This is a genomic window from Brucella sp. NBRC 14130 (genome assembly GCF_040371715.1).
In the GTDB taxonomy this organism is placed as follows: domain Bacteria; phylum Pseudomonadota; class Alphaproteobacteria; order Rhizobiales; family Rhizobiaceae; genus Brucella; species Brucella intermedia.
Genome location: NZ_BAABTE010000015.1, coordinates 45,752 through 64,142 on the forward strand (window position 1 = coordinate 45,752; position 18,391 = coordinate 64,142).

The window sequence follows — 18,391 nt, forward strand, 5'->3', positions numbered from 1 at the left end:
GTCGAGTGAACGAAATTAACCTCGAATTGCTGCGCGAAGCGGACGGCACACGGCCCATAGGGGTGTGGTCCGGTCGCCGCGACTTGTCGCAAAACTTCGGGATCACAGAGAACGCCGAAGATGTGATGGCGATCCTGTGCTACGCCGCGAAGAAACGGTGTCAGGACGTGATTTTTCAGACTGGCGCGCCAGTGCTGATGAACCTGATGGGCGAACTCATAGCGCTCACCGAGTGGCGCTACGACAAGACCGATTTTCTGCGTGCTGCAAAGATGATGGCCGGCGGCGGCAGCGATTTGGAAACACGCCTTGCTGGCGGCCGAGCCTTCAACAAGGCCGTTGACGCTCGCGACCGTTCGGAGCGTGATGACCACGGCGAGCATCGCACCTATCGGTTCCGCGTGAACGTAACGGCGTGCCAGTTCGGCGACGACATGGGCGGCCAGATGGTGTGCCGGTATATCCCTTCTCGTCCGCCGACCGTACAGGAAATCCAGCTCGAAGAAGAAATCATCGAGGAATCGACCCCGACGATGGGCGCTGTGATCCTGTCCGGCCCGACTGGTTCGGGAAAGACGACGACATTTGCGGCCCTGCAACGCCGCGTGATGGAAGAGCGCACACCAATCCAAGGCAACGTGGTGACGCTCGAAGAGCCTATCGAGTTTATTTTCGATTCGGTGGTGTCGAACCGTTGCGTGATCGCGCAAAGCGAAATCCCTACGCACTTTGGCTCCTTCGAGATCGGCATTCAGGAAGCGATGCGCCGCGTGCCGCGACTGATCGTTGTCGGCGAGCAGCGCGACTATCAGACTATGGCCGCCGCACAGGAAGCGGCCAACACAGGCCACACGGTCTACACCACTGTGCACTCGAACACGGCGGCTCTGGCTATTCAGCGCATCGTCGGGAAGTTCCCGATGGACCAGCGCGAGCAAGCTTTCGAAATGGCGGTAGCGACAACGCATATGGTCGTGTCGCAGGTCTTGGTCAAAACGCGCGCAGGTTCGCGTATATGCCTGCGCGAGTGGGTGATACTCGACGACACGATCCGTAGCGAGATGATCAAGCTTGGCTTTGTCGGCACATCGGGCTTTCTCGGCTCTGTCATGCGCAAGGGTGGCAACGGTCGCGCGATGATCGAAGCGGTTCGCACACAGTTCAAAGCCGGCGTGATAGACGAAGAGACGGCACAATCGGTGATGCAGCGCTACGGCTATGCCAGAACGGAGCGTGTACTGTGAAGACGCTACCGCGCCGCCAGATATTGATAGGTTTGGGCAGCGCGGCAGTGTTGCCGCTCGTCGGCATTCTGCCGGGCGATTGGCGCAAGACGCTCGACGCAGAGCGCCGCGTTGCGGCCGTTGCGCCGCCTGTACCACTGGCGGTGCAGCCAGAGACGGCGAGTCTGCCGGACACTCTCGAAGAACCCCAGATGTCGGTGCCTGAGACCCAACGCTTGGCCCGTGAGGCGGAGCGCGCAGCGCCTAGTGCGCAGCAGCGCGATACCCGCGCACACGGTTTCGGTTCGTTGCAGCTCGTACGAGAGGGGACGGATGATTCTATCGCCGCCCGGTATCGAATCGGGGACGAATACGACACTCGCGCGCTCGCAGAGCTATCGTGGTTCTGGCGCGACCGCGTGGATGGCGATCAAGCGGTGTGGGTTGACCCGATGCTCTTCGACTTTGTTTCGTCGGTCCAATCCACAATGGCTGAGATACATGGCAGCGTGCTCCCGTTTGTGCTGACCAGTGGGTTTCGTACGCAAGCGCACAATCGTTCGATTGAGGGAGCCGCCCGCAACAGTCTGCACATGGGCGGCCGAGCCGGCGACTTTAAAGTGCCGGGTTATCCTCCGAAGGCATTGGCAATCGCCGGCCGCGTGTTCCGGGGCGGCGGCGTCGGCGTTTATTCCCGTTTCACCCATCTGGACGTGGGTGCTGATCGGTGTTGGCCCCGTGGGTGTGAGGGATTGGTAGCAAGAAATGGCTAGTGACGACATAAGCTTTTCGAGTGAGAACTGGCGCTGGACCGGCGAACCTTTGAACGGGCCTCTGGGTCTCCATGGGACCGTTGCCTTGATCTTCCCGACATTCGTTCTGGCCGGCATGTTCCTCCAAATGACTGGAAGGAACCCGTTCTATCTATTCTTCCTTTTTTGGGGGGTTTATATCGTGCTCTCGATATACGCGCGCATGACAGGCTATTCCCCGCGAGAGGCGATCCGCCGCATAATGATCCGACAGGTCTTCCGGGGCCGGTACAAGGTTTAACATGCTGGACGGACAGGGTTTTCCGGCGTCGAGCCTCGCTATTCGGACGGTGGAGCTGACCGTCTCGCAGATGATGGTCGAGCGGATGCGGGCGCAGAAGGATGGGCGTGATCCGTGGGTGGTCCAACGCGAGATGTTCGGGCACGTCACATCCGCGCTTCTCGATCTGGTGGACCCTGTTGCCCGCAAGGCGCTGGAGGCTTCGTGGCGATCTCCACAATTCTCCAGCATGGCGTCTTCCGTGTGGGTGTCACCTGATTTCATCATGCCCGTGATCATGGGCCAGACGGTCGAGCTTGCCGGCGAGATCGGTATGGACGAGGCGGCTCGCATCTTCGCAGTGCGCCTCGACGCATCGCCAGCCGGCGCATTCGGGGTGGTATTCACCAGCGCAACGGTAATCAGCAGGCCCGACGAGAGGAAGGCGGCTGGGCTGGCGTTCGCGCAGCTCGTGGTGGTCGCAACGCGAAGCGTTTTGACAAGCACGCCAGCCGCCCAGATCGGGCTTATGACGGCGCGCCGACTGGCCGGAATCAGGGACGCCATCGCGGCTTGATCTGACGATAGCAAACGACTTGCAAAACACGACTGACTTGACAATCGTTTGAAATCTGCGTTTTCATGCTACCGGCAGCGATTTTCGGATCGCTGCGGACGTATCTGGTGCAAGCGCGGAAAAACCATGGAACACTCTAAGCAGAGGAAGCCCGCGCACGGACTTCCTCTGCTTTTTTTGTTCCGCGACGACCGCGAGCGGCGATAACGGAGAAAGGACCGGGAAATGGCTAAGGCGGCAGGAACGCGGAATAATCAGGGCGGCGGGCAGGGCGGGAACCGCCCCCGCCGTGACGGGCACCTTCACAATGTGAACCTAGAGGTTCGCGAATATACGGACGGCGGCGTCAAAGGCATCAATCTGGCGACCGGCAAGGAACTTGCCGTCGAGTTCATGACGCCGGCACGAGCCGCGCGGATGCTCACCGGAACTGCCGAGGAATGGCAGGAACGGTTCAAGGATCGCGTCGAGATCGCCTCATATGCTGATCCTAAATCAACGGCGCATGTGAAACCGGGCGGCGTGTTGCAGCTCAACAACGTGCGCCTCGATTTCTCGAATAGCCAGTATTACGCCCATTCGGGCTACGGGATGGTGCAGAACCCTGAAACGCAGGCGCTCATGCGCGGCCTGATCGCGCTCGATCACTTCGAGAAAGATAACTCGATCCGGTTACAGGTGTTCGATCCGAAAGGATCAATCGATCTGACCAGCGGCGATATTCAGAAGAACCGCGTGGCGGTAAAGGAGGCACTGACGCCTGTATCGCCGGTTGGGAGCGGGGGCACGATGCCCCGTGTCGGCCTCGTGGTCACGTCCGTCCAGAAGCCGGATGGGACGTATGCGTTCAGCCACACTTTCCTGCGCTCGGCGAGCGAAGAGAAGCCGGACGAACCGGGAGCATACGTTGTTTCGAACGGTTTCGCAGAGACGTTGGCGAAGACGACGCTCGACAAGAAGAACGGCCCGGCCTTTGCGATGATCGCTTCGCTCTGCGACGTGCCGTTCGAGAAGGTGGCCGAGCGGCTGGACGCTTCGGGCGACCCGGAATTGGTCCAGTCGCTGCGCCAAGATTACGACTTCGCCCGGCAGGCCGGCGTAAAAGTTTCCATGCTGCCGGGCTATACGGTGCCGATCTTCACGAAGGTGGCCGAGCGACTGAAAACAGGTCAGCTCGCCAAGATCGGCGCATTCGAGGGCGCGGCGGCAGTGAACCATGTGTCGAAGACAGGTGAGCCGTTCGCTCGGCCTGCCGCTTACGCGGTCATGAGCGAGCGAGCGATCAGCAGATCGTCGGAGGGTATGGAGATCGGCCGGCTGGCGGTGCGCGCGCATATGAAGCAATTCAACATCGAGCTGCCGAAGCCGGCTCAAAAGAGCGAAGCGAAGGAAGAAGCGAAGCAAGAAGCACCGGCCCAACAGCAGCCGCGCATGGGCGCGGGTGCCAGCCTCGACTTCTAGTCGGGGGAGGGGGTCGGAGGGGATGGTCGCTTTTCCGCTGCCGCAGTTTAATATCGATGGTGTCGGCGCGTCGTTCATACCGCGCGCCACGCGGATGCACGGGGCGGCCAACGATCTCTTGATCGTGGCCTCCCCGGCCAAGCGCGCACAGGTCGAGAAGTCCTTGAAGGACTTCGGCGGTTCTGTGCTTTCGACAATCGACAACGGAGCGGACACCGCCACCGCCATGGTGGTCCGGTTCATGCGCGAGGGTGACCCTGCCGCGCTGTGGAGCCGCCTTGGCGTCTCTCGCGAGCGCTTGGCGGCACCGGAGTTTTCAGTGGATACAGGCGACCATATCAGCATGATGCGGCGCTTCCGTTCATGCTTGGTCGCGGCTGACATAAAGGCGTTGGAAACGCCTCGACGGATCGGCGTTAATCTCGCTGGTTCGACGGTCTATGAGACCATCGGCGGGCGCGTTGCGGTGAATGACGAGAACGCCGTTCACTACGAGCACGATGTTTTGCCGGACGGCACAGTCAAGGGAGCGTATCGAGAGCGCTTTCTGCGCGCGACGAACGAAGCCGAACTGGCGGACTGCGCGGCCGGCGTGGTGCGCTCGATCCTGACGGGCGAGACGTTCTCGCCGAAGGAGATCGCGCAGCTTCACCGTGACGTGACTGGCGGGCTGGATTGGCCGGAATTGGGCCTCTTCGCATTTCAGGAAGAGATCGAGGCCGGCCTTGTTATCGCCGCTTCGAACAGCGATGTCTATGGGTTGCGTCTGCGCGATCTGGCGCGCGAGATAACCGACCGGGTTGCTCCGCACGCAGAGCGGCCGGCGCAACGGCAGCGCTTGCAGCAATATTCGACGCCGTTGACGATCTCGGCGGTGGCGTCCGATATTCTGCGCATCCAGCAGGGCGAGAGCGTTCTCGAACCCACGGCCGGCAACGGAGCGCTCGCGCTTGGCGCGGCGATGGCCGGCGCGGCTATTGACGGCTTCGAGATCGATCCGGCGCGCGCCGCTCGCGCTACCAGAGTGCTGCGCGAGGTCGGGGCGCAGACGGCGCATATCCGAGCGCGGGAGTTCAAGCGGCCGTTGCCCGATGCGCCGGGCAAGACGTTCGGCGTCGTGCTCGCAAATCCACCTTTCGAGGCTATCCCGGCACAGACGGTCAAAGATCGCGCAGGCACGCAGCTCCGCATCAGCCGTCTGGATCATCAGATCGTATTCGACAGCCTCGAACAGCTCAGAGATGACGGAAGGGCGTTCTTGGTCCTTCCTGCGGAGATGATCGAGGAAGGCGAACTGGACGGCGCACGCCGCTTCTTCAACAACTATCTGAACGCGACTTTCGAGGTCGCCGGCGCGGTGGCTCTGGACGGCAAGCTATACCGGAAGTCGGGTGCCGAGTTCCCGGTGCTGCTGTACGCAGTTGGCCCGCGTCGGCAGACCCCCTTAACGGCGGCCGAAGCGGCCAAACTGCCGAACAAGCTGCCGGTCCTGCGAAGCACGGACGAGCTGTTCGCGTGGGCGGATGCTACGACCGAGAAAATGGCCGCTTTGCTCGACGCGAGAAGCGGAGCTTCCCGTGCCTCCCCCAGCGAAGCGCCTGCACCGACGCCCGAAGCGACAGCACAGCCACCTGCACCGGCAAAAAAGGTACGGCGGTGGTGGAGCGGCGGGGTTTCTGCGCGCCGCGTTGCCACACAGGCTGGGGCGCGGCCGGGTCAGGCAACACCAGTCGCGCCCTCTGGCCCAGCGACGACTACGCCAGTGCCACCGCCGCCAAGTTCGGCCGTTGCCGGGGAAAGCCCTCCCCCCGGCCCCGGTCAAACGGCGGGAGAGGGGGCGGAGACGGTTACGCCTCCGCCCCCTCTCCCAGCAACGGAAGTCGCACCTGGCACCACCCCGGCCGTCGCTGGCGCTGCTGGCGAACCGGACGTGCCAGAGACGACGCAGGTGCCGGATGTCATCGAGCAGCCAGAAGAGCCGGACGAGGAAGCCGTGTTCCTCGCAAGCCCGGATGTCCTGCTCGATGACATTGTGATCGAGAACGATCCGTTCCAGATCACGTATGAGCCTGCCTCGAAGGTGGGCGGCCCGAACCTGAAAATCCAAAAGGCGCTTGCGGAGCCTGTCGCAGCGGCGCTCGCCGATCTTGAGCGGCGGCGCGGCCCAATCGACAAGTTTGTCGCTGAGAGCCTTGGGGTGGACGAGGCGGACCTTGGTGGTCTGCTCCACGCTGGACAGGTCGATGGTGTCGGCCTTTCGCTCCACGCCGCGCTGCGCGGGGAGTCCGTGATCATCGGCGATCTCATGGGCGTCGGAAAAGGCCGGCAACTCGCCGCGCTTGCGCGCGCGGCCATGAAGGAAGATCGTCCGGTGATATTCTTCACGGACAACCCGTCGCTGTTCACAGACTTTGTTGCCCGCGATCTGGCGACGGTGCTTCGCCGCCCGGCCGCCGAGCTGCCGGATGTCGTACGGCCGTTCATCATGAACAGCTCGCCCTCCGCCTCGATCCTCGACCCGGAGTTCGAGGGCGAACGGCGCAAAGGTGCCGGCGTCATTTTCGCTGCTTCGACGGAGACGAAGAAGAAGATCGCCGCCGGGATCAGCGCAGATGTGAACCTTGTGCTGTCATCCTATTCGCAGCTCGGAGCGGCCGGGCGGCAAGAGAAGCTGGCCATCATCGAAAAATGGATAGCTTCGCTTGACCAGCCGCCTTTGCTGATCATGGACGAGTCGCACCGCGCGGCGGGCGAAACGTCGAATGTCGGCAAGCTGCTGACGGGGCTGGTCGAAGCCGTGAAAGCTCGCGACGGCACCACAGTCTATGCGTCGGGAACCGCGCTGAAAGGGGCGAAGAACCTGCGCGTGTACGGCTCGGCGCTGCCGGCGCTGGGCATGCCAACGGAGGTTTTGATTTCACTGATCGAAAAGGAGCCGTTGGCACTACAGGAAGCACTTTCCTACGAGATGGCGCGCGGCGGGTCGCTGATCGCGCGCGAGCTGGACAATACGGATGTGGAGCGCGAAGTCGTGACGCTCCAAGACATCGAGCCTATCCGCTACTCGCAAGTGCTCGAAAAGGTCGATCAATTTGCCTATCGGATGGCCGAATTGCTGCGCCTTGGTCGCGAGATCAAGGATTGGGCCGGCGAGCGCGAAAAGGAGATGAAGTCGGACATCCGCGACAACGTTCGCGATGAGTTGGAGCGGGAGAAGGCGTTGGGGAACGTGAATGTTCACATTCAGTCGCCGGCCTCGCGGTTCCATCATCTGTCGAACTACCTGACGCTTTCCATCAACGGGGTCTTCATGGAAGACATGGTGATGGAAGCGCTGGCGCGAGGGCACAAGCCCGTAGTCGCCGTCGCGAATACGGGCGATGCGCTTGTAGCCGATCTTGTCGCCGCGAATCTGGCGGAGACCGAAGTGGACGGTGAGACACCGCGCATCTCGGCTTCCGGCGTAGTGCTCCCCGAAAAGCCGCATCTGGGCCATGTCGTGAAGCGCATGGCCGACAGGCTTTTGACGGTGAAGGAGTGCGACGGCTTCGGCGTGATGGAGGAAAGGCGGCTGGTCGAGTACGAGGACTGGCTGGCCGATTTCAACGCCCGTGTGGACCGCGACGATTTTGCGATGTTGTCGCTTTGCGTGATCGATGATCTTGCCGTCGCGCTCGAAAAGCATGGCTTGTCGCTGGGCGAAATCACCGGCCGGTCGTTCATGGTTCGACCGGACGAGAAGGGATTCCGCGTAATGGGACGCGGCAAGCCGCTGAAACAGGACGTGGTTCGCGAGTTCAACAACGGTCGATCTGACGTGCTGGTCATCAACCAGTCGGCGGCTGTCGGCCTTTCGGTACATTCGTCACCAGCGAACGGCTTCGACATCCGCCGCCGCCAGATGATCAAGGCGCAGATGCAAGGCGACGTGACACAGGAGCGGCAGATCGACGGCCGCGTCAATCGCGTCGGCCAAGTGTCGTCGCCGCTCTACACGGTGCCCATGCAGGGCCTCGCGTCTTCCGACCGACTTGCGCAGTTGTTCAACCGCAAGAACCGTTCACTGACGGCCGCGAGCACCGCTACCCGCGAGAACGAGTCGAACATCAAGGAATCGCTCGATCTCTTGAATGAGGTGGGTCAGGTCGTTTGCTACCAGTACCTACAGAACAACCCGGACATTGCTGAAACGCTTGACATCAAGCTCGACTCCGACATCGAGAAGCTGATCGAGGACGGCACTGCCCCGCGCGGCTTCGCCGAGAAGCTGATGGGTCGTATGATAGCGCTTCCGACGCGGACACAGCAGGCGATCATGAGCGAGCTGGACAATGCGTTCAGCACGCGGGTCGCCATACTTGATGCGCTTGGCGAGAACCCGCTGCGCCTGCGCGAGTACGACTGGCGCGCGAGGGTGAAGCTCGAAAAACGTCTGATTGCCGGCGTCGAGAACGCCCGTAAGATGTCGGAGCGGCCGCTCGTGCTTAATCGCGTCGAGTATTTCGAAACAGTGAAGCCGTTGCGCGGCGAAGACATCGGCCTTGCCGTCAATCGCGGCATCGATCTTCTCACCGACCATGCGACAACCGGCCGGGTGATGAGCATTGTCGAGCGACTGGAAGAGATTGCGCCCGGCACGCCGGGCATGCCGATCTCTTTCGCGGACGAGATTTTTGACCGTGTGATGTTCCGCACGGACGATCTGCGCTCGATGGGAGCGGTAGAGCGGGCTGCGGAGGAAGCGGACGGGATATTCGCCCGGCGCGCGCAGTTGAAGGAGAAGGCAAAGGATCTGAAAGGTTTCGAGCGTCAGGTTGTCGAAGCCGGCGAGAAAGCGCTTTTCCTCAAGGACCACGCCCACCTGCTACAACCCGGCGCGATCCTCGATCTGAATCCTGCGGTCATCGGCAATGTTCGCGAGACGACGCTATTCCATGCGGCAAGCGATCTGATCGACGGGACCGTTTACGCCGATCAGGACGTGTCGATCCCTGCGGTTTTGCTGGCCGCAACCTTTGACGAAAGCAAGCCGCTTAATCTGGGATCGTGGAAGCTGTCGTTCGCTGTGCCGGGGCAGGAAACGGGGTTCATGGTGACGATGGCCGCTATCTACGCGGCCTATGAGGCAGCGGGCGACGAACCGTGGTGCATCCGCCGCGCTGTGACCGGCCGAGCGGGCTTCGGCCTGATGCAGGAGGTCGCCGGCATCTGGTCTCCGGCTATCGCCGACGAGTTGTCGCGTGTCGATCAAACGTTGCCGGCCGGCGCTCCGTTTGGCGACATGGAGAAGGTCGCACTGTATCAGGAAGAGTGCGTGGAAGCCGCCACGATGCGCGCCGTTTTCGAGGGCGCTACTGGTGGCAAGGTCAAGCGGTCGATGATGACCCTCGAAGGCAATCTGTTCTCGGCGGTCGCAACGCTCGCCGGCAAGCGTGTCGGCGAGAAAGCGATGTACACCGACGAAAACGGCGCGATCCGGCACTGCTACCTTTTGAAGAAGGACGCCTCGAAGAAGCTCATGGAGAAGCTGACCACGAGTGTCGGCAACCGTGTCGCCTTTGTCCCTGCCGACGAAGAGAGGATCAGGTCGTTCCTGTCGTCTGCGGCGCAGATGATAACATGCTCGCCAGCAGCCACGGAGACGTACCGGGCCAGCACAATCAAGGCGATTTCCGCTGATCTGCTCGGCCGCCTATCCGACACGGCCGTGCCAGCCGAGTTCGCGGCAATGGCAAAAAAGCTGGCCGGGAAGAAGGGAGAGCCGCCAGAGCTTGCAAGCTGGGTCGAGAATATGGTTGCCGGTCGTTTCGACGCGATGCGCGTCGATCTGGTCCAGAGCGTCCGTGCTATGGGCGTGGTGAACATGGGTCTCTTCATCGGGAGTGACCCTTTCGGCGACGGCCAGACATGCCGCACGTCCCTGCGGTTGAGGGAAGAGAAGGACGACGCGAAAGTGACGTTCTACCTCAACAATGACGTGGACGGCGCGGTCAACCTGACGCGCTACATGAGCGACAAGGGCGCGTTCATCGTACCTTCGGGCGCGCGTGGCGAAATGCTCGCTGTAGTGAAGAGCGGAAACCGCGCCTGCGCCAAGGGCAATGTCGCGGCAGATTGGACGAACGCTCCGTTCTACAGGACGCGGGTGCGGCATAGCACGGTTGGCAAGGAGCTGACCGATCAGCAGTACATTGCAAACTTCCTCTGCTCTGCCGCGCGTGACGATGCCGCCGACAACGTGATCGGCTTGAAGGGAGCTTACGTCGCCTGTCACGAAATATTGGAGATGGAAGCTCGCGCGCTGGCCGACAAGCTTGTGGCCGAGGCTGATCTGCGGGCGGCTGTCGAGAGCGTTATGTCAGTATCGACGGATGTCGAGCACCAGACGCGGACGGACAGTCGCCGCGCCAGTGCGGCGGCACCGTCTATAGGATGAAGAGACAATGGCGAAATTTGACAAATTCGACATTGTTTGTCTTCCTACGCACGTAATTGTTTTGCGAAACGAGTCGCAGGACGTTGCGTGCACGTTGAAACTGGAACGGAGATCGAATGAGGGCAAAAAAAAAGCCTCTCCAAGACCACTAGGAGACGGCTTTTTTGGTACGATTGCTAGAGCAAGCTAGCGAGACTTGAACATCCATTTGGCCTCTTTCGATCTGGAAACCGGAGGGTGGCCTAGTTAGATCGGACATTCACGTTGTGAGTGAACGTATCTTTTTTGCGCCCGGAAATCAAGCCTGCTGGCCTCAAAAAAAGCGGTCGGTGCTCTCCTCGTCAGAGGGGAAAAAGATGCGAAACACTGTGTCGAACGGCCTCGATAGAGGCACGGTTTCGAGCTATCTGCGAACATGCAGCAACCAGCAGTTAGATGAGTTTTTGACGACCGCTTATCGCGATTATGGCGATGGGCGGCTGGACGATGATGGGGTCCAATTCATATCCGAAGAGATCGAGCGGCTTCGCCGTGACCGATCTGGAAAATCGGCTTTTAGGCTTCCCGAAAAGAAGATCGGCTTTCTGCCCTTGGGTATCTTGTCGGCGCGCCGCAGGGAGGCGGAGCGCCCGGAACAGCCCGGCGAGCCAACTCGTGATCTCTTGCACGAGCGGAGCCTCCGGCTGGGTCGGATTATAGGCCAGTTACCGAGCGAGCTATGCGAGGAGCTGGCAACGGCGAAGCTGGCGACGAAGTGCATGTACACGCTGCTGGAGGCGCTTTGCCGGTTTGCTGCCCGCGATCTGGGGGAATGCGTGGCTGCTCGCGAAACTCTTGGGCGTGAAGCGGCCTGTTCGCGAGCCAGCGTGAACTACTATCTCGGCGAACTGGAGCGCAAGTTGGGATGGATCAAGGTCCATTCGCGCCGCTCGAAGGGTTTGCCGTCGCGTATTGTCATCACGAATCCGCTGCTGCTGCGTTTCCGCGACTTCCTGCGCGCTAAAATCTTCGGAAAAGGCGGCTCTGGCCCGGTGGGGGGGGGTGGCCAGAAAAGCCGCCAGAAAGCTGAATCTATATATTTTAATAAGGATCGAAAGGGTGATAATCGCAAAACGCCGGCCCAAAACGAGCCTGACGCACAGTCATTCCCGGTGAAAGGATCGATCTACTTCACCAACTGGAGGCAGATCGTGATCCGTGCCGCGACAGGAACCGTACCAGACTGCGATCTGGTCGCGAACGCCTTCCGAAAATGGGCATCCGGCCGGAAATTGTCGCTGTCGCATCCGTCGATAGTACAGATTTTCACAAAATTTGTGTCCCAGCACCGGCTTCAATAGCCGGAAAAGCTGGGAAAACCCTTATTTTTAGGGCTTGGCGTGCTTCGGTGGCCGAGAACGGGGAGGGGTTGGCAAACGCATGTGTTTTGCAGTATTTCTGAGAGTGATTTCATAATCGTTCGAGGCATGCCGTAAGGGAAGGCAACGAAGATGGCGAGCGCAGAGCATGCGGCGTTGACAGCCGCGACGTTGAACGACCTATTCTGGAAATGGAGCCAGAAGCGGGCGGACAATCCGAATGCGGTTGCAGCGTCGTCACGCGCTTCGGATGCTCTGGCGACTATGATAGATGAGCAGAATGTTAAAATCGCCTTGAAGGCCGTCGCGAGCTGGGAACGCTAGGCTCGAACGCTAAGGGAGCATGAGAGATGAAGAAGGGTCTTTTGGGTATCGCCTTGGCGACCGGTATAGCCGGCACAGCTTGGATGGCGAATGTCAGTCCGGCGAACGCGCAAGCTGGCGGCTGCGCCATCCAGCAGGCAGCGGACATGGCGGTTCAAAAGCAGCTCGCATTGCTCGATGCCGCGAAGGTGGACTCGTCGCAGTTCTTCAACGGCGTCAACTCGTGTCTCGGTTCAAGCCTTTTGACCAACCTCGACTTGTCGAACCTGATCCCCACGTCCTTTGATTTCAGCGCCGCCGCAAGCGGCCTGATCAACAACGTGATCCAGCAAGCCCAGCAGCAGGTATGCCAAATCCTGAACGAACAGCTCCAAAAGATCGTGGGCAATATCAACGGGCAGATGTTCGATTTCCAGTCTCTCGTTGGTCAACAGATGGGCGATCTGCTGGGTTCGGGTTCATCCTCGATTTCGTCGCTGAACATCCCGGACCTTCCGGGGATGGGGCAGTACGACTTTACGCAGGCATCGGTAACGAACCAGCCGGGCGAGTTCAGCAATCCGGTGGTGACGCCGCCCGGCCCACAAGAAGGATCGCAGTTCCAGCAACTGCCGGGCACCGGTACGCAGCCGCAAAATAACAGCTCTCCGTTCGGGAACATTTTCAAATGAAAAAGCTCCTGATCATCGCCGCAGTGTCGTCCGTGGCAGCGGCTTCGCCCGCGCACGCGACAATCACGGAATGGGCACTGTCTTTTGAACGGTTTCTTGGCGGTCTGAAAGTGTACGACCGGCAGGTATCCGCGTCGGAGCAGCAGACCCAGCAGGTGACGAAGAAGAGCGCCGAGGCGATGGCTAATGCGGAGAACACGCAAGAGCTGGCCTACAAGATCGCCGAGGCAAAACAGCGCTACAGCTATGAGACGGGGCAGGGCGACTCTGCATGCCTAACGGCCTATTCGAGAGAGGGCCTGACTGGCGTGTCGAACAGCCAGCAGCGCGTTCGTCAGGCTTTCAGCAGTGCTGAAAGCGGCTATATCTCTCGCGGTGGCAATGCGGCGGATGTGGCCCGCAACTCAATCCTCAAGCGCGTCGGTTATTACTGCACGGACGTTGAGCAGGCAAAGCTCGGCTCAACATACTGCCAGTCGGATGCGCGCAGCGCACGCGATGCTGGCGACAGCAATGCCGCTCCTTTTCTGGTCAACCGGACGTACGGCGCGGCGGAGGCGGTCGCAGCGGCGGATTACATCGATGTGCTCGCGCCGTATCCGACTATCAATCCCGATGTGTCAACCGCGTCCGATCAGATCAATTTGGTGAAGGCGCGGTTGCGGGCAACGGTAACGTCCGGCGCGCGCTCGGCGATGATGGGCGTGGTTATCTCCGGTATGGGAGGCGATAAATGAGACTGACGAAGGTCTTGCTTCTGGCCGGGGCAGCGCTGCCGGCGTTCCTGATGCCACAGGTCGCGAGTGCGGCGATCTGCGCTGTGCCGGCAGAGGTCATTGCCCGCACAAAAGAGCTGGAAGCGAAGGTGACGGCGCAGATCGTCAAGTCGGAGGGATTGCTGATCACCGAAGAGCTGCGGCAACGCCAGATGTTGCTTGGCGCGCTCAAGGTGGTGACGCGGCAGGAATCGGGGTCTGGCCAGCAGTCGGCGACGGTCATTGCCAAATCGCGCGAAGCGGCAGCGAACGCGAACACGACGCAGCGATTGGCCTACAAGATCGCCGACGCGAAAGAGCGTTACAGCGCTATAGGGTACGATTCCTGTACGCTGCTTACGAAGAGCCAGAGCTTCTATCAGGCCAACCAAGCGGAGCAGGGCAGGACAAGGGGCCTTGCGAGCGGCACGAAATTTCGGCCCGGCGAATGGGGATCACCGCGTCCATGGGCTGCGCTAGCGACAGGCAGCGGTGCGACCGATGCCGAAGCGCTGTTCAACGGAAACAGCGGCGAGGCGCAGCGGTACATCGACATGGTGGCCGGGCCACCCCTCGAAAAGCCGAATATGTCGGCCGCTGAAACGCAGGTTGCCACCTTGAGAAAGCACGGCGACGATGTGAAGCGGTCGCTCGCGGTGCAGATCATGTCGTCTATTGCTGCGGAAAATGACAGTGGCGGCGCGCGCGCAAAGCTTCAAGAAATGGTCAACCACTGGACCGGCGATGACGGCGGCGAAAAGTGGGCGAACGCGATGGCGGACCAGCCGCTGCGCGGGGCGCTGCTCGACGCGGTTCGCATGGAGGCGGCCAACGTGTCCTTGCTGGCGTATCAGGTAAAGGAGACGGCTCGCACCGAACTGGCGCTGTCCGGCTACGCGCTGGCGCGGATCAACGACATCATAACCGGCAAGGATCGCGTGATCGCGCCGGTCGAGGTGCGTGATGGCGGAAGCCAGCGCGCTGCATTGAACCAGTAGGGCAGGGAGACGCATGATGAATAAGATCGGTCTCGCTGCCCTCGCCGTAACGATGTTGACGCCATCATTCGCCATGGCGGCAACCTGCTACTACGTGGACTTCTGGAAGCGACAGCACGAAATCTCGGAAACGAACCTGATCAACCGGACGATTGAACTCGAACACAACGTCTCGCGAGAGGGTGCGCTAACCTTGGAGCAGCTTCTTGGCGCGCTCAAGGTTGTGAACAGGCAGAAGTCGGGTGAAGAGTCGCGCAAACAGGAAGCGACGAAAAAGGCCGACGAAGCCTATGTGAACACAGTCAACGAACAAATCCGTAATGAGCGGATCGTTGAGATCAAGGAACAGTATAGCTACGAGAGCGGACAGGGCGCGAACGCCTGCGCGACGGTCGGATTTCAGCAGAAGGTCACATCGGCGCTGTCCGGCTACAAGTCGGGCGGTTCTGCCATCTACAAATCGCTCGACGTAGCGCCGGGCGCGGTGCCGGATGCGAGAAGTCAGGCCGCCGCACGTATGGACCCGGCGTCGACGGATGCGTCGGTCCTGCTTGCAAACGGATCGGCAGCCGAAAAGGCAAAGGTCATCCAGCAGCTCGCCGGCTTCGCGGTAGCTAAGCCGCTTCCCGCGCAGTCCGGGACGGTGGATGGCGAATTCCAGTTGATCCGCTCCCGGCAGGCGGAAGCGTGGCGCTCACCCGCGCTGGTGTCGATCTCCACCGTATCGGCGATGAACCAAAGCAACTCTTTGGGGATCGGCGACACGGCGGGAAGCGTGTTTCAGGCGATGGATGCGCTGATCGACAATTATGGCGGCGGCCCGGCCTACGCGAAGTGGACCAATGCCTTGCAGATGCAGTCAGAGCGTGGCCTGACGGTCGAACTCAACCGGTTGAGAGCACTTTCGATGCGGCTGCGGACTGTCGTGTCGGAATCTCTGGCACGGCAAGCGGCCGTGTCGGCCAGCTTGCTGGCGGCCGAAGCAACAGGGAAGTAGTAGCGATGGCAGGCCGCGACATCGAGCAGTTCAAGATCGACCAGCGCGGCGAAGACGACGATCTCCGCAGCACGCTTGTGGAGAGCGGTGACGAGGACATCCCGGACCCGCAGCCGGACGATCTGTTCGGCGACATGGAAGAGCTGGACGAGGAAGTCGAGCTTGATCCGTCCGGGTCGGATGACGGTTCGGTCGATATTAAGGATCGCGCCTTGAAGGCGCGAGCTGCCGAAGCGGCGAGCTTGGGCAGGATCAGGTTGAGCGCCAGCGCTATAGACGCGGCCGTGGAAGCGGCAAGTCGCGTCCGGGCGCTCGCGGAAAGCAGTGAAACGATGCTGCACGGAGCCGAGGCCGTGCGAGCGGAGGTAGAGGAAGGGTCCACAGCGACTTTGAGGATGTCGCCGGACCATAACGAGTGATGGCAAGGAATCGCGATGCGGCCTCACGAAGAGGAAGACTACGAAGACGACGATGGTGGCGTATCGCGTAAAGCCGTCGAACGTGAAATGGAGATGGAGATCGAGGACGAGGCCGCCCCTGATGAGACAGAGGCGCGGCCGATCAACCTCGCGGATCGCCTTGGGCCGGTGCACGGCAAGGTGGACGATCTGACGGAGCTTGTGATCCGGGGGGAAAGCTCCGGGCTGTCGCTTCCTGACTATCTATCGAAGGAACTCGGCTTCGAGACAATCCGGCCGGGGCGGTCGGTACTCTGGTACAAGACCGTCGATATGAAGCTTTCCAATTGGCTGTACATGATGGCCGACAGGACAGCGCAAGACGGCGCGGCCGGTGGATACGAAGTCATACTGGCGGTAGGCGACGACAATGAAGGCGAGATCAAGGTTTCGTCGCTGGCGCTTTTGCAGGCTGCGAACAGTGACGGGTCACTGCTGAATTTCAAGGGGGCGTGGAGCATCGACTACGCGGATGGGGGGAAGCCTTCGGCGAACGACGATCTCACCGAAGACTTGTTGAGCGGGCGTGTTCAAAAGATGCAGTTCGGGATGAACCCGTACAATTGCAGTACGCCGTAGGAGGCGTGAGATGGCAACAAAGTGGTTTGATTTCGGAGATGAGGCGACCGTTCGGCTGAGGAAGATCGGCAGTGATGTGACGCTGCGGCTCGAACTCGCGACGATGCCGCCAGCGGAAATCGTGCGCCGTGCGCTCGACGCCTACTGGAAGCGGGCGAACAACGAGGCTGGCGTGGTGTTCGATCACTACGGCCCCGTGTCGAAACTGAGCGAAGTGAGCGAGCACCTGTCCTGCTTCTTTGGGCCGGATCGTGTTCGCGCAGCGCTTGTCGAGCGGGGCATGCCCAAGCTGGAGATCAACGCGCCAACAGCGGTAAAGGAAGACGTGCAGGACAAGGTACAGTCCCTCCTTGCCGGTCTGCCCGGCGCACCGGCAGGGTTGATCGAGCATGCCAAGCGAACGGTCGAGTTGGCGGGCCAGATCACCTCCGCGCGATTGGGCGCGGCGAAGGTGCTGCCCTTCGAGGGACGCGGCTTTGAGGTTTACGACGAGCTGGTGCGTCTCGGTGGGGACTATGATGCGGCGCTCGTGTGGGCGTCGGCGGTGCATGCCGCCGCGCGTCATGGCGACGGATGGGAAAGCGCCGTTGGCGAGGTCATGGACATGGCCGCCGGCGGCCGGTTCTATCTGACGGAGATTCCAGAAGCGGTGGCGCAATTCTGCGCACGCTCAAAGGAAGCGGTCGAGATCGTTGCGGAAGTTACCGGTGAGAAGCCGCCGCTCGCGGCGGTCCTGCGCGGCGACATCGTGCAGATGCTCGGCGACGGGTTGGGCTACCGTGCCTATGATGGGGCACTCGTGCAGCCAAAGGGCGCTCCTGATCTCGGTACAGCCAAATACAGGCCGCAAGCTGGTGTCAGCATGGAGATCGCGGCGGAGGCAAAGAGCCGGATCAGCGCAGCTATGGGCGCTGCGGCTCGTGCAATCGGGTTGCCGAAGGACGCGCTGTTCGGTGTCAACAGCGTGACGTTCAATCTGACGCCCGTGGTCTCGCGCCGCAGCGCCGGCACGGCCGGACAGGCGTCCATAATGTCGTATAGGAACGCCGAACACCAACTGGCGGCCGGCAGCATCACTATCTCACCGACACGGCCTGCCGCGTTGGTGCACGAGATCGGTCATCAAATACATTATGGCGGGAACGCTTCTGAGATCGCCGCCGCCGTTGAACGCCATCCGTTCATGCGAGACGTGAGGATCATCACGTCAAGGCTGGAAGAGAGGCAGTTCATCACCGCCAAATATGGCGAGTATTTGAACGATCCGTACGAGGTCTTCGCCCGTGCTTTCGATGAGTTCGTCGTAGCGCAGAACCCTGACGCCGCCGCTTATGGCGGGTGTCTCGCGGCGTGCAAGCAGTCGAACCAAGTACCGGGCGGCGAAGCGCTGAAAGCGTTCATGGGAGACATGCGCCGGCTGGTGGTCGAAAGCCACGCGGAGGTCCGCGCAGCGGCCGAGGCGAAAAGCCGTGCACAAAATGCGGCAAAGGCCGGGCCTACGCCGATGGCGATGGGCATATAG

The 18,391-nt window shown here is 61.1% G+C and carries 14 protein-coding genes; all 14 read left to right on the forward strand.

The window, feature by feature from the left end; translation table 11 throughout:
- Positions 1–5: 5 nt before the first annotated feature.
- Positions 6–1,244 (forward strand): ATPase, T2SS/T4P/T4SS family, encoded by a 1,239-nt coding sequence (locus ABWW28_RS22885; RefSeq protein WP_353392348.1) that lies wholly within the window; start codon positions 6–8, stop codon positions 1,242–1,244.
- Positions 1,241–1,996: a YcbK family protein gene (locus ABWW28_RS22890; protein WP_353392350.1), complete on the forward strand. Its 756-nt coding sequence runs from the start codon at positions 1,241–1,243 to the stop codon at positions 1,994–1,996. Before ABWW28_RS22885 ends, ABWW28_RS22890 begins: the two co-directional genes overlap by 4 nt.
- A gap of 281 nt (positions 1,997–2,277) precedes the next feature.
- Positions 2,278–2,832, forward strand: coding sequence for a hypothetical protein (locus tag ABWW28_RS22895; RefSeq protein ID WP_353392352.1), 555 nt, complete (start codon positions 2,278–2,280; stop codon positions 2,830–2,832).
- 225 nt (positions 2,833–3,057) lie between these two features.
- Positions 3,058–4,293: a hypothetical protein gene (locus ABWW28_RS22900; protein ID WP_353392354.1), complete on the forward strand. Its 1,236-nt coding sequence runs from the start codon at positions 3,058–3,060 to the stop codon at positions 4,291–4,293.
- A gap of 22 nt (positions 4,294–4,315) precedes the next feature.
- On the forward strand, positions 4,316–10,729 hold the full coding sequence (locus ABWW28_RS22905) for a strawberry notch-like NTP hydrolase domain-containing protein (RefSeq protein WP_353392355.1): 6,414 nt from the start codon (positions 4,316–4,318) through the stop codon (positions 10,727–10,729).
- Between the two features lie 266 nt (positions 10,730–10,995).
- Positions 10,996–12,069, forward strand: coding sequence for a hypothetical protein (locus ABWW28_RS22910; protein ID WP_353392357.1), 1,074 nt, complete (start codon positions 10,996–10,998; stop codon positions 12,067–12,069).
- 150 nt (positions 12,070–12,219) lie between these two features.
- Positions 12,220–12,411: a hypothetical protein gene (locus tag ABWW28_RS22915; RefSeq protein WP_353392359.1), complete on the forward strand. Its 192-nt coding sequence runs from the start codon at positions 12,220–12,222 to the stop codon at positions 12,409–12,411.
- A 26-nt stretch (positions 12,412–12,437) separates the two neighbouring features.
- Positions 12,438–13,082, forward strand: a complete 645-nt coding sequence (locus ABWW28_RS22920; protein ID WP_353392361.1) for a hypothetical protein — start codon at positions 12,438–12,440, stop codon at positions 13,080–13,082.
- Positions 13,079–13,819, forward strand: a complete 741-nt coding sequence (locus ABWW28_RS22925) for a hypothetical protein (RefSeq protein ID WP_353392362.1) — start codon at positions 13,079–13,081, stop codon at positions 13,817–13,819. The genes ABWW28_RS22920 and ABWW28_RS22925 overlap by 4 nt, the downstream gene beginning before the upstream one ends.
- A complete protein-coding gene (locus ABWW28_RS22930) occupies positions 13,816–14,835 on the forward strand; it encodes a hypothetical protein (protein ID WP_353392364.1) in 1,020 nt (339 codons plus the stop codon). Before ABWW28_RS22925 ends, ABWW28_RS22930 begins: the two co-directional genes overlap by 4 nt.
- A 13-nt stretch (positions 14,836–14,848) precedes the next feature.
- A complete protein-coding gene (locus tag ABWW28_RS22935) occupies positions 14,849–15,832 on the forward strand; it encodes a hypothetical protein (protein ID WP_353392366.1) in 984 nt (327 codons plus the stop codon).
- 5 nt (positions 15,833–15,837) lie between these two features.
- Positions 15,838–16,251: a hypothetical protein gene (locus tag ABWW28_RS22940; protein ID WP_353392368.1), complete on the forward strand. Its 414-nt coding sequence runs from the start codon at positions 15,838–15,840 to the stop codon at positions 16,249–16,251.
- A gap of 15 nt (positions 16,252–16,266) precedes the next feature.
- On the forward strand, positions 16,267–16,869 hold the full coding sequence (locus ABWW28_RS22945) for a hypothetical protein (protein ID WP_353392370.1): 603 nt from the start codon (positions 16,267–16,269) through the stop codon (positions 16,867–16,869).
- 10 nt (positions 16,870–16,879) lie between these two features.
- Positions 16,880–18,391 carry a hypothetical protein gene (locus tag ABWW28_RS22950; RefSeq protein ID WP_353392371.1) on the forward strand — a complete coding sequence of 504 codons (1,512 nt, stop codon included), beginning with the start codon at positions 16,880–16,882 and terminating at the stop codon, positions 18,389–18,391.

What these genes read in the sequence shown, in the direction of transcription:
- ABWW28_RS22930 (WP_353392364.1), top strand. Translation starts at nt 13,816, where the DNA reads ATGAGACTGACGAAGGTCTTGCTTCTGGCCGGGGCAGCGCTGCCGGCG.
- ABWW28_RS22925 (WP_353392362.1), top strand. Translation starts at nt 13,079, where the DNA reads ATGAAAAAGCTCCTGATCATCGCCGCAGTGTCGTCCGTGGCAGCGGCT.
- ABWW28_RS22895 (WP_353392352.1), top strand. Translation starts at nt 2,278, where the DNA reads ATGCTGGACGGACAGGGTTTTCCGGCGTCGAGCCTCGCTATTCGGACG.
- ABWW28_RS22935 (WP_353392366.1), top strand. Translation starts at nt 14,849, where the DNA reads ATGATGAATAAGATCGGTCTCGCTGCCCTCGCCGTAACGATGTTGACG.
- ABWW28_RS22900 (WP_353392354.1), top strand. Translation starts at nt 3,058, where the DNA reads ATGGCTAAGGCGGCAGGAACGCGGAATAATCAGGGCGGCGGGCAGGGC.
- ABWW28_RS22945 (WP_353392370.1), top strand. Translation starts at nt 16,267, where the DNA reads ATGCGGCCTCACGAAGAGGAAGACTACGAAGACGACGATGGTGGCGTA.
- ABWW28_RS22915 (WP_353392359.1), top strand. Translation starts at nt 12,220, where the DNA reads ATGGCGAGCGCAGAGCATGCGGCGTTGACAGCCGCGACGTTGAACGAC.
- ABWW28_RS22905 (WP_353392355.1), top strand. Translation starts at nt 4,316, where the DNA reads ATGGTCGCTTTTCCGCTGCCGCAGTTTAATATCGATGGTGTCGGCGCG.
- ABWW28_RS22950 (WP_353392371.1), top strand. Translation starts at nt 16,880, where the DNA reads ATGGCAACAAAGTGGTTTGATTTCGGAGATGAGGCGACCGTTCGGCTG.
- ABWW28_RS22920 (WP_353392361.1), top strand. Translation starts at nt 12,438, where the DNA reads ATGAAGAAGGGTCTTTTGGGTATCGCCTTGGCGACCGGTATAGCCGGC.
- ABWW28_RS22940 (WP_353392368.1), top strand. Translation starts at nt 15,838, where the DNA reads ATGGCAGGCCGCGACATCGAGCAGTTCAAGATCGACCAGCGCGGCGAA.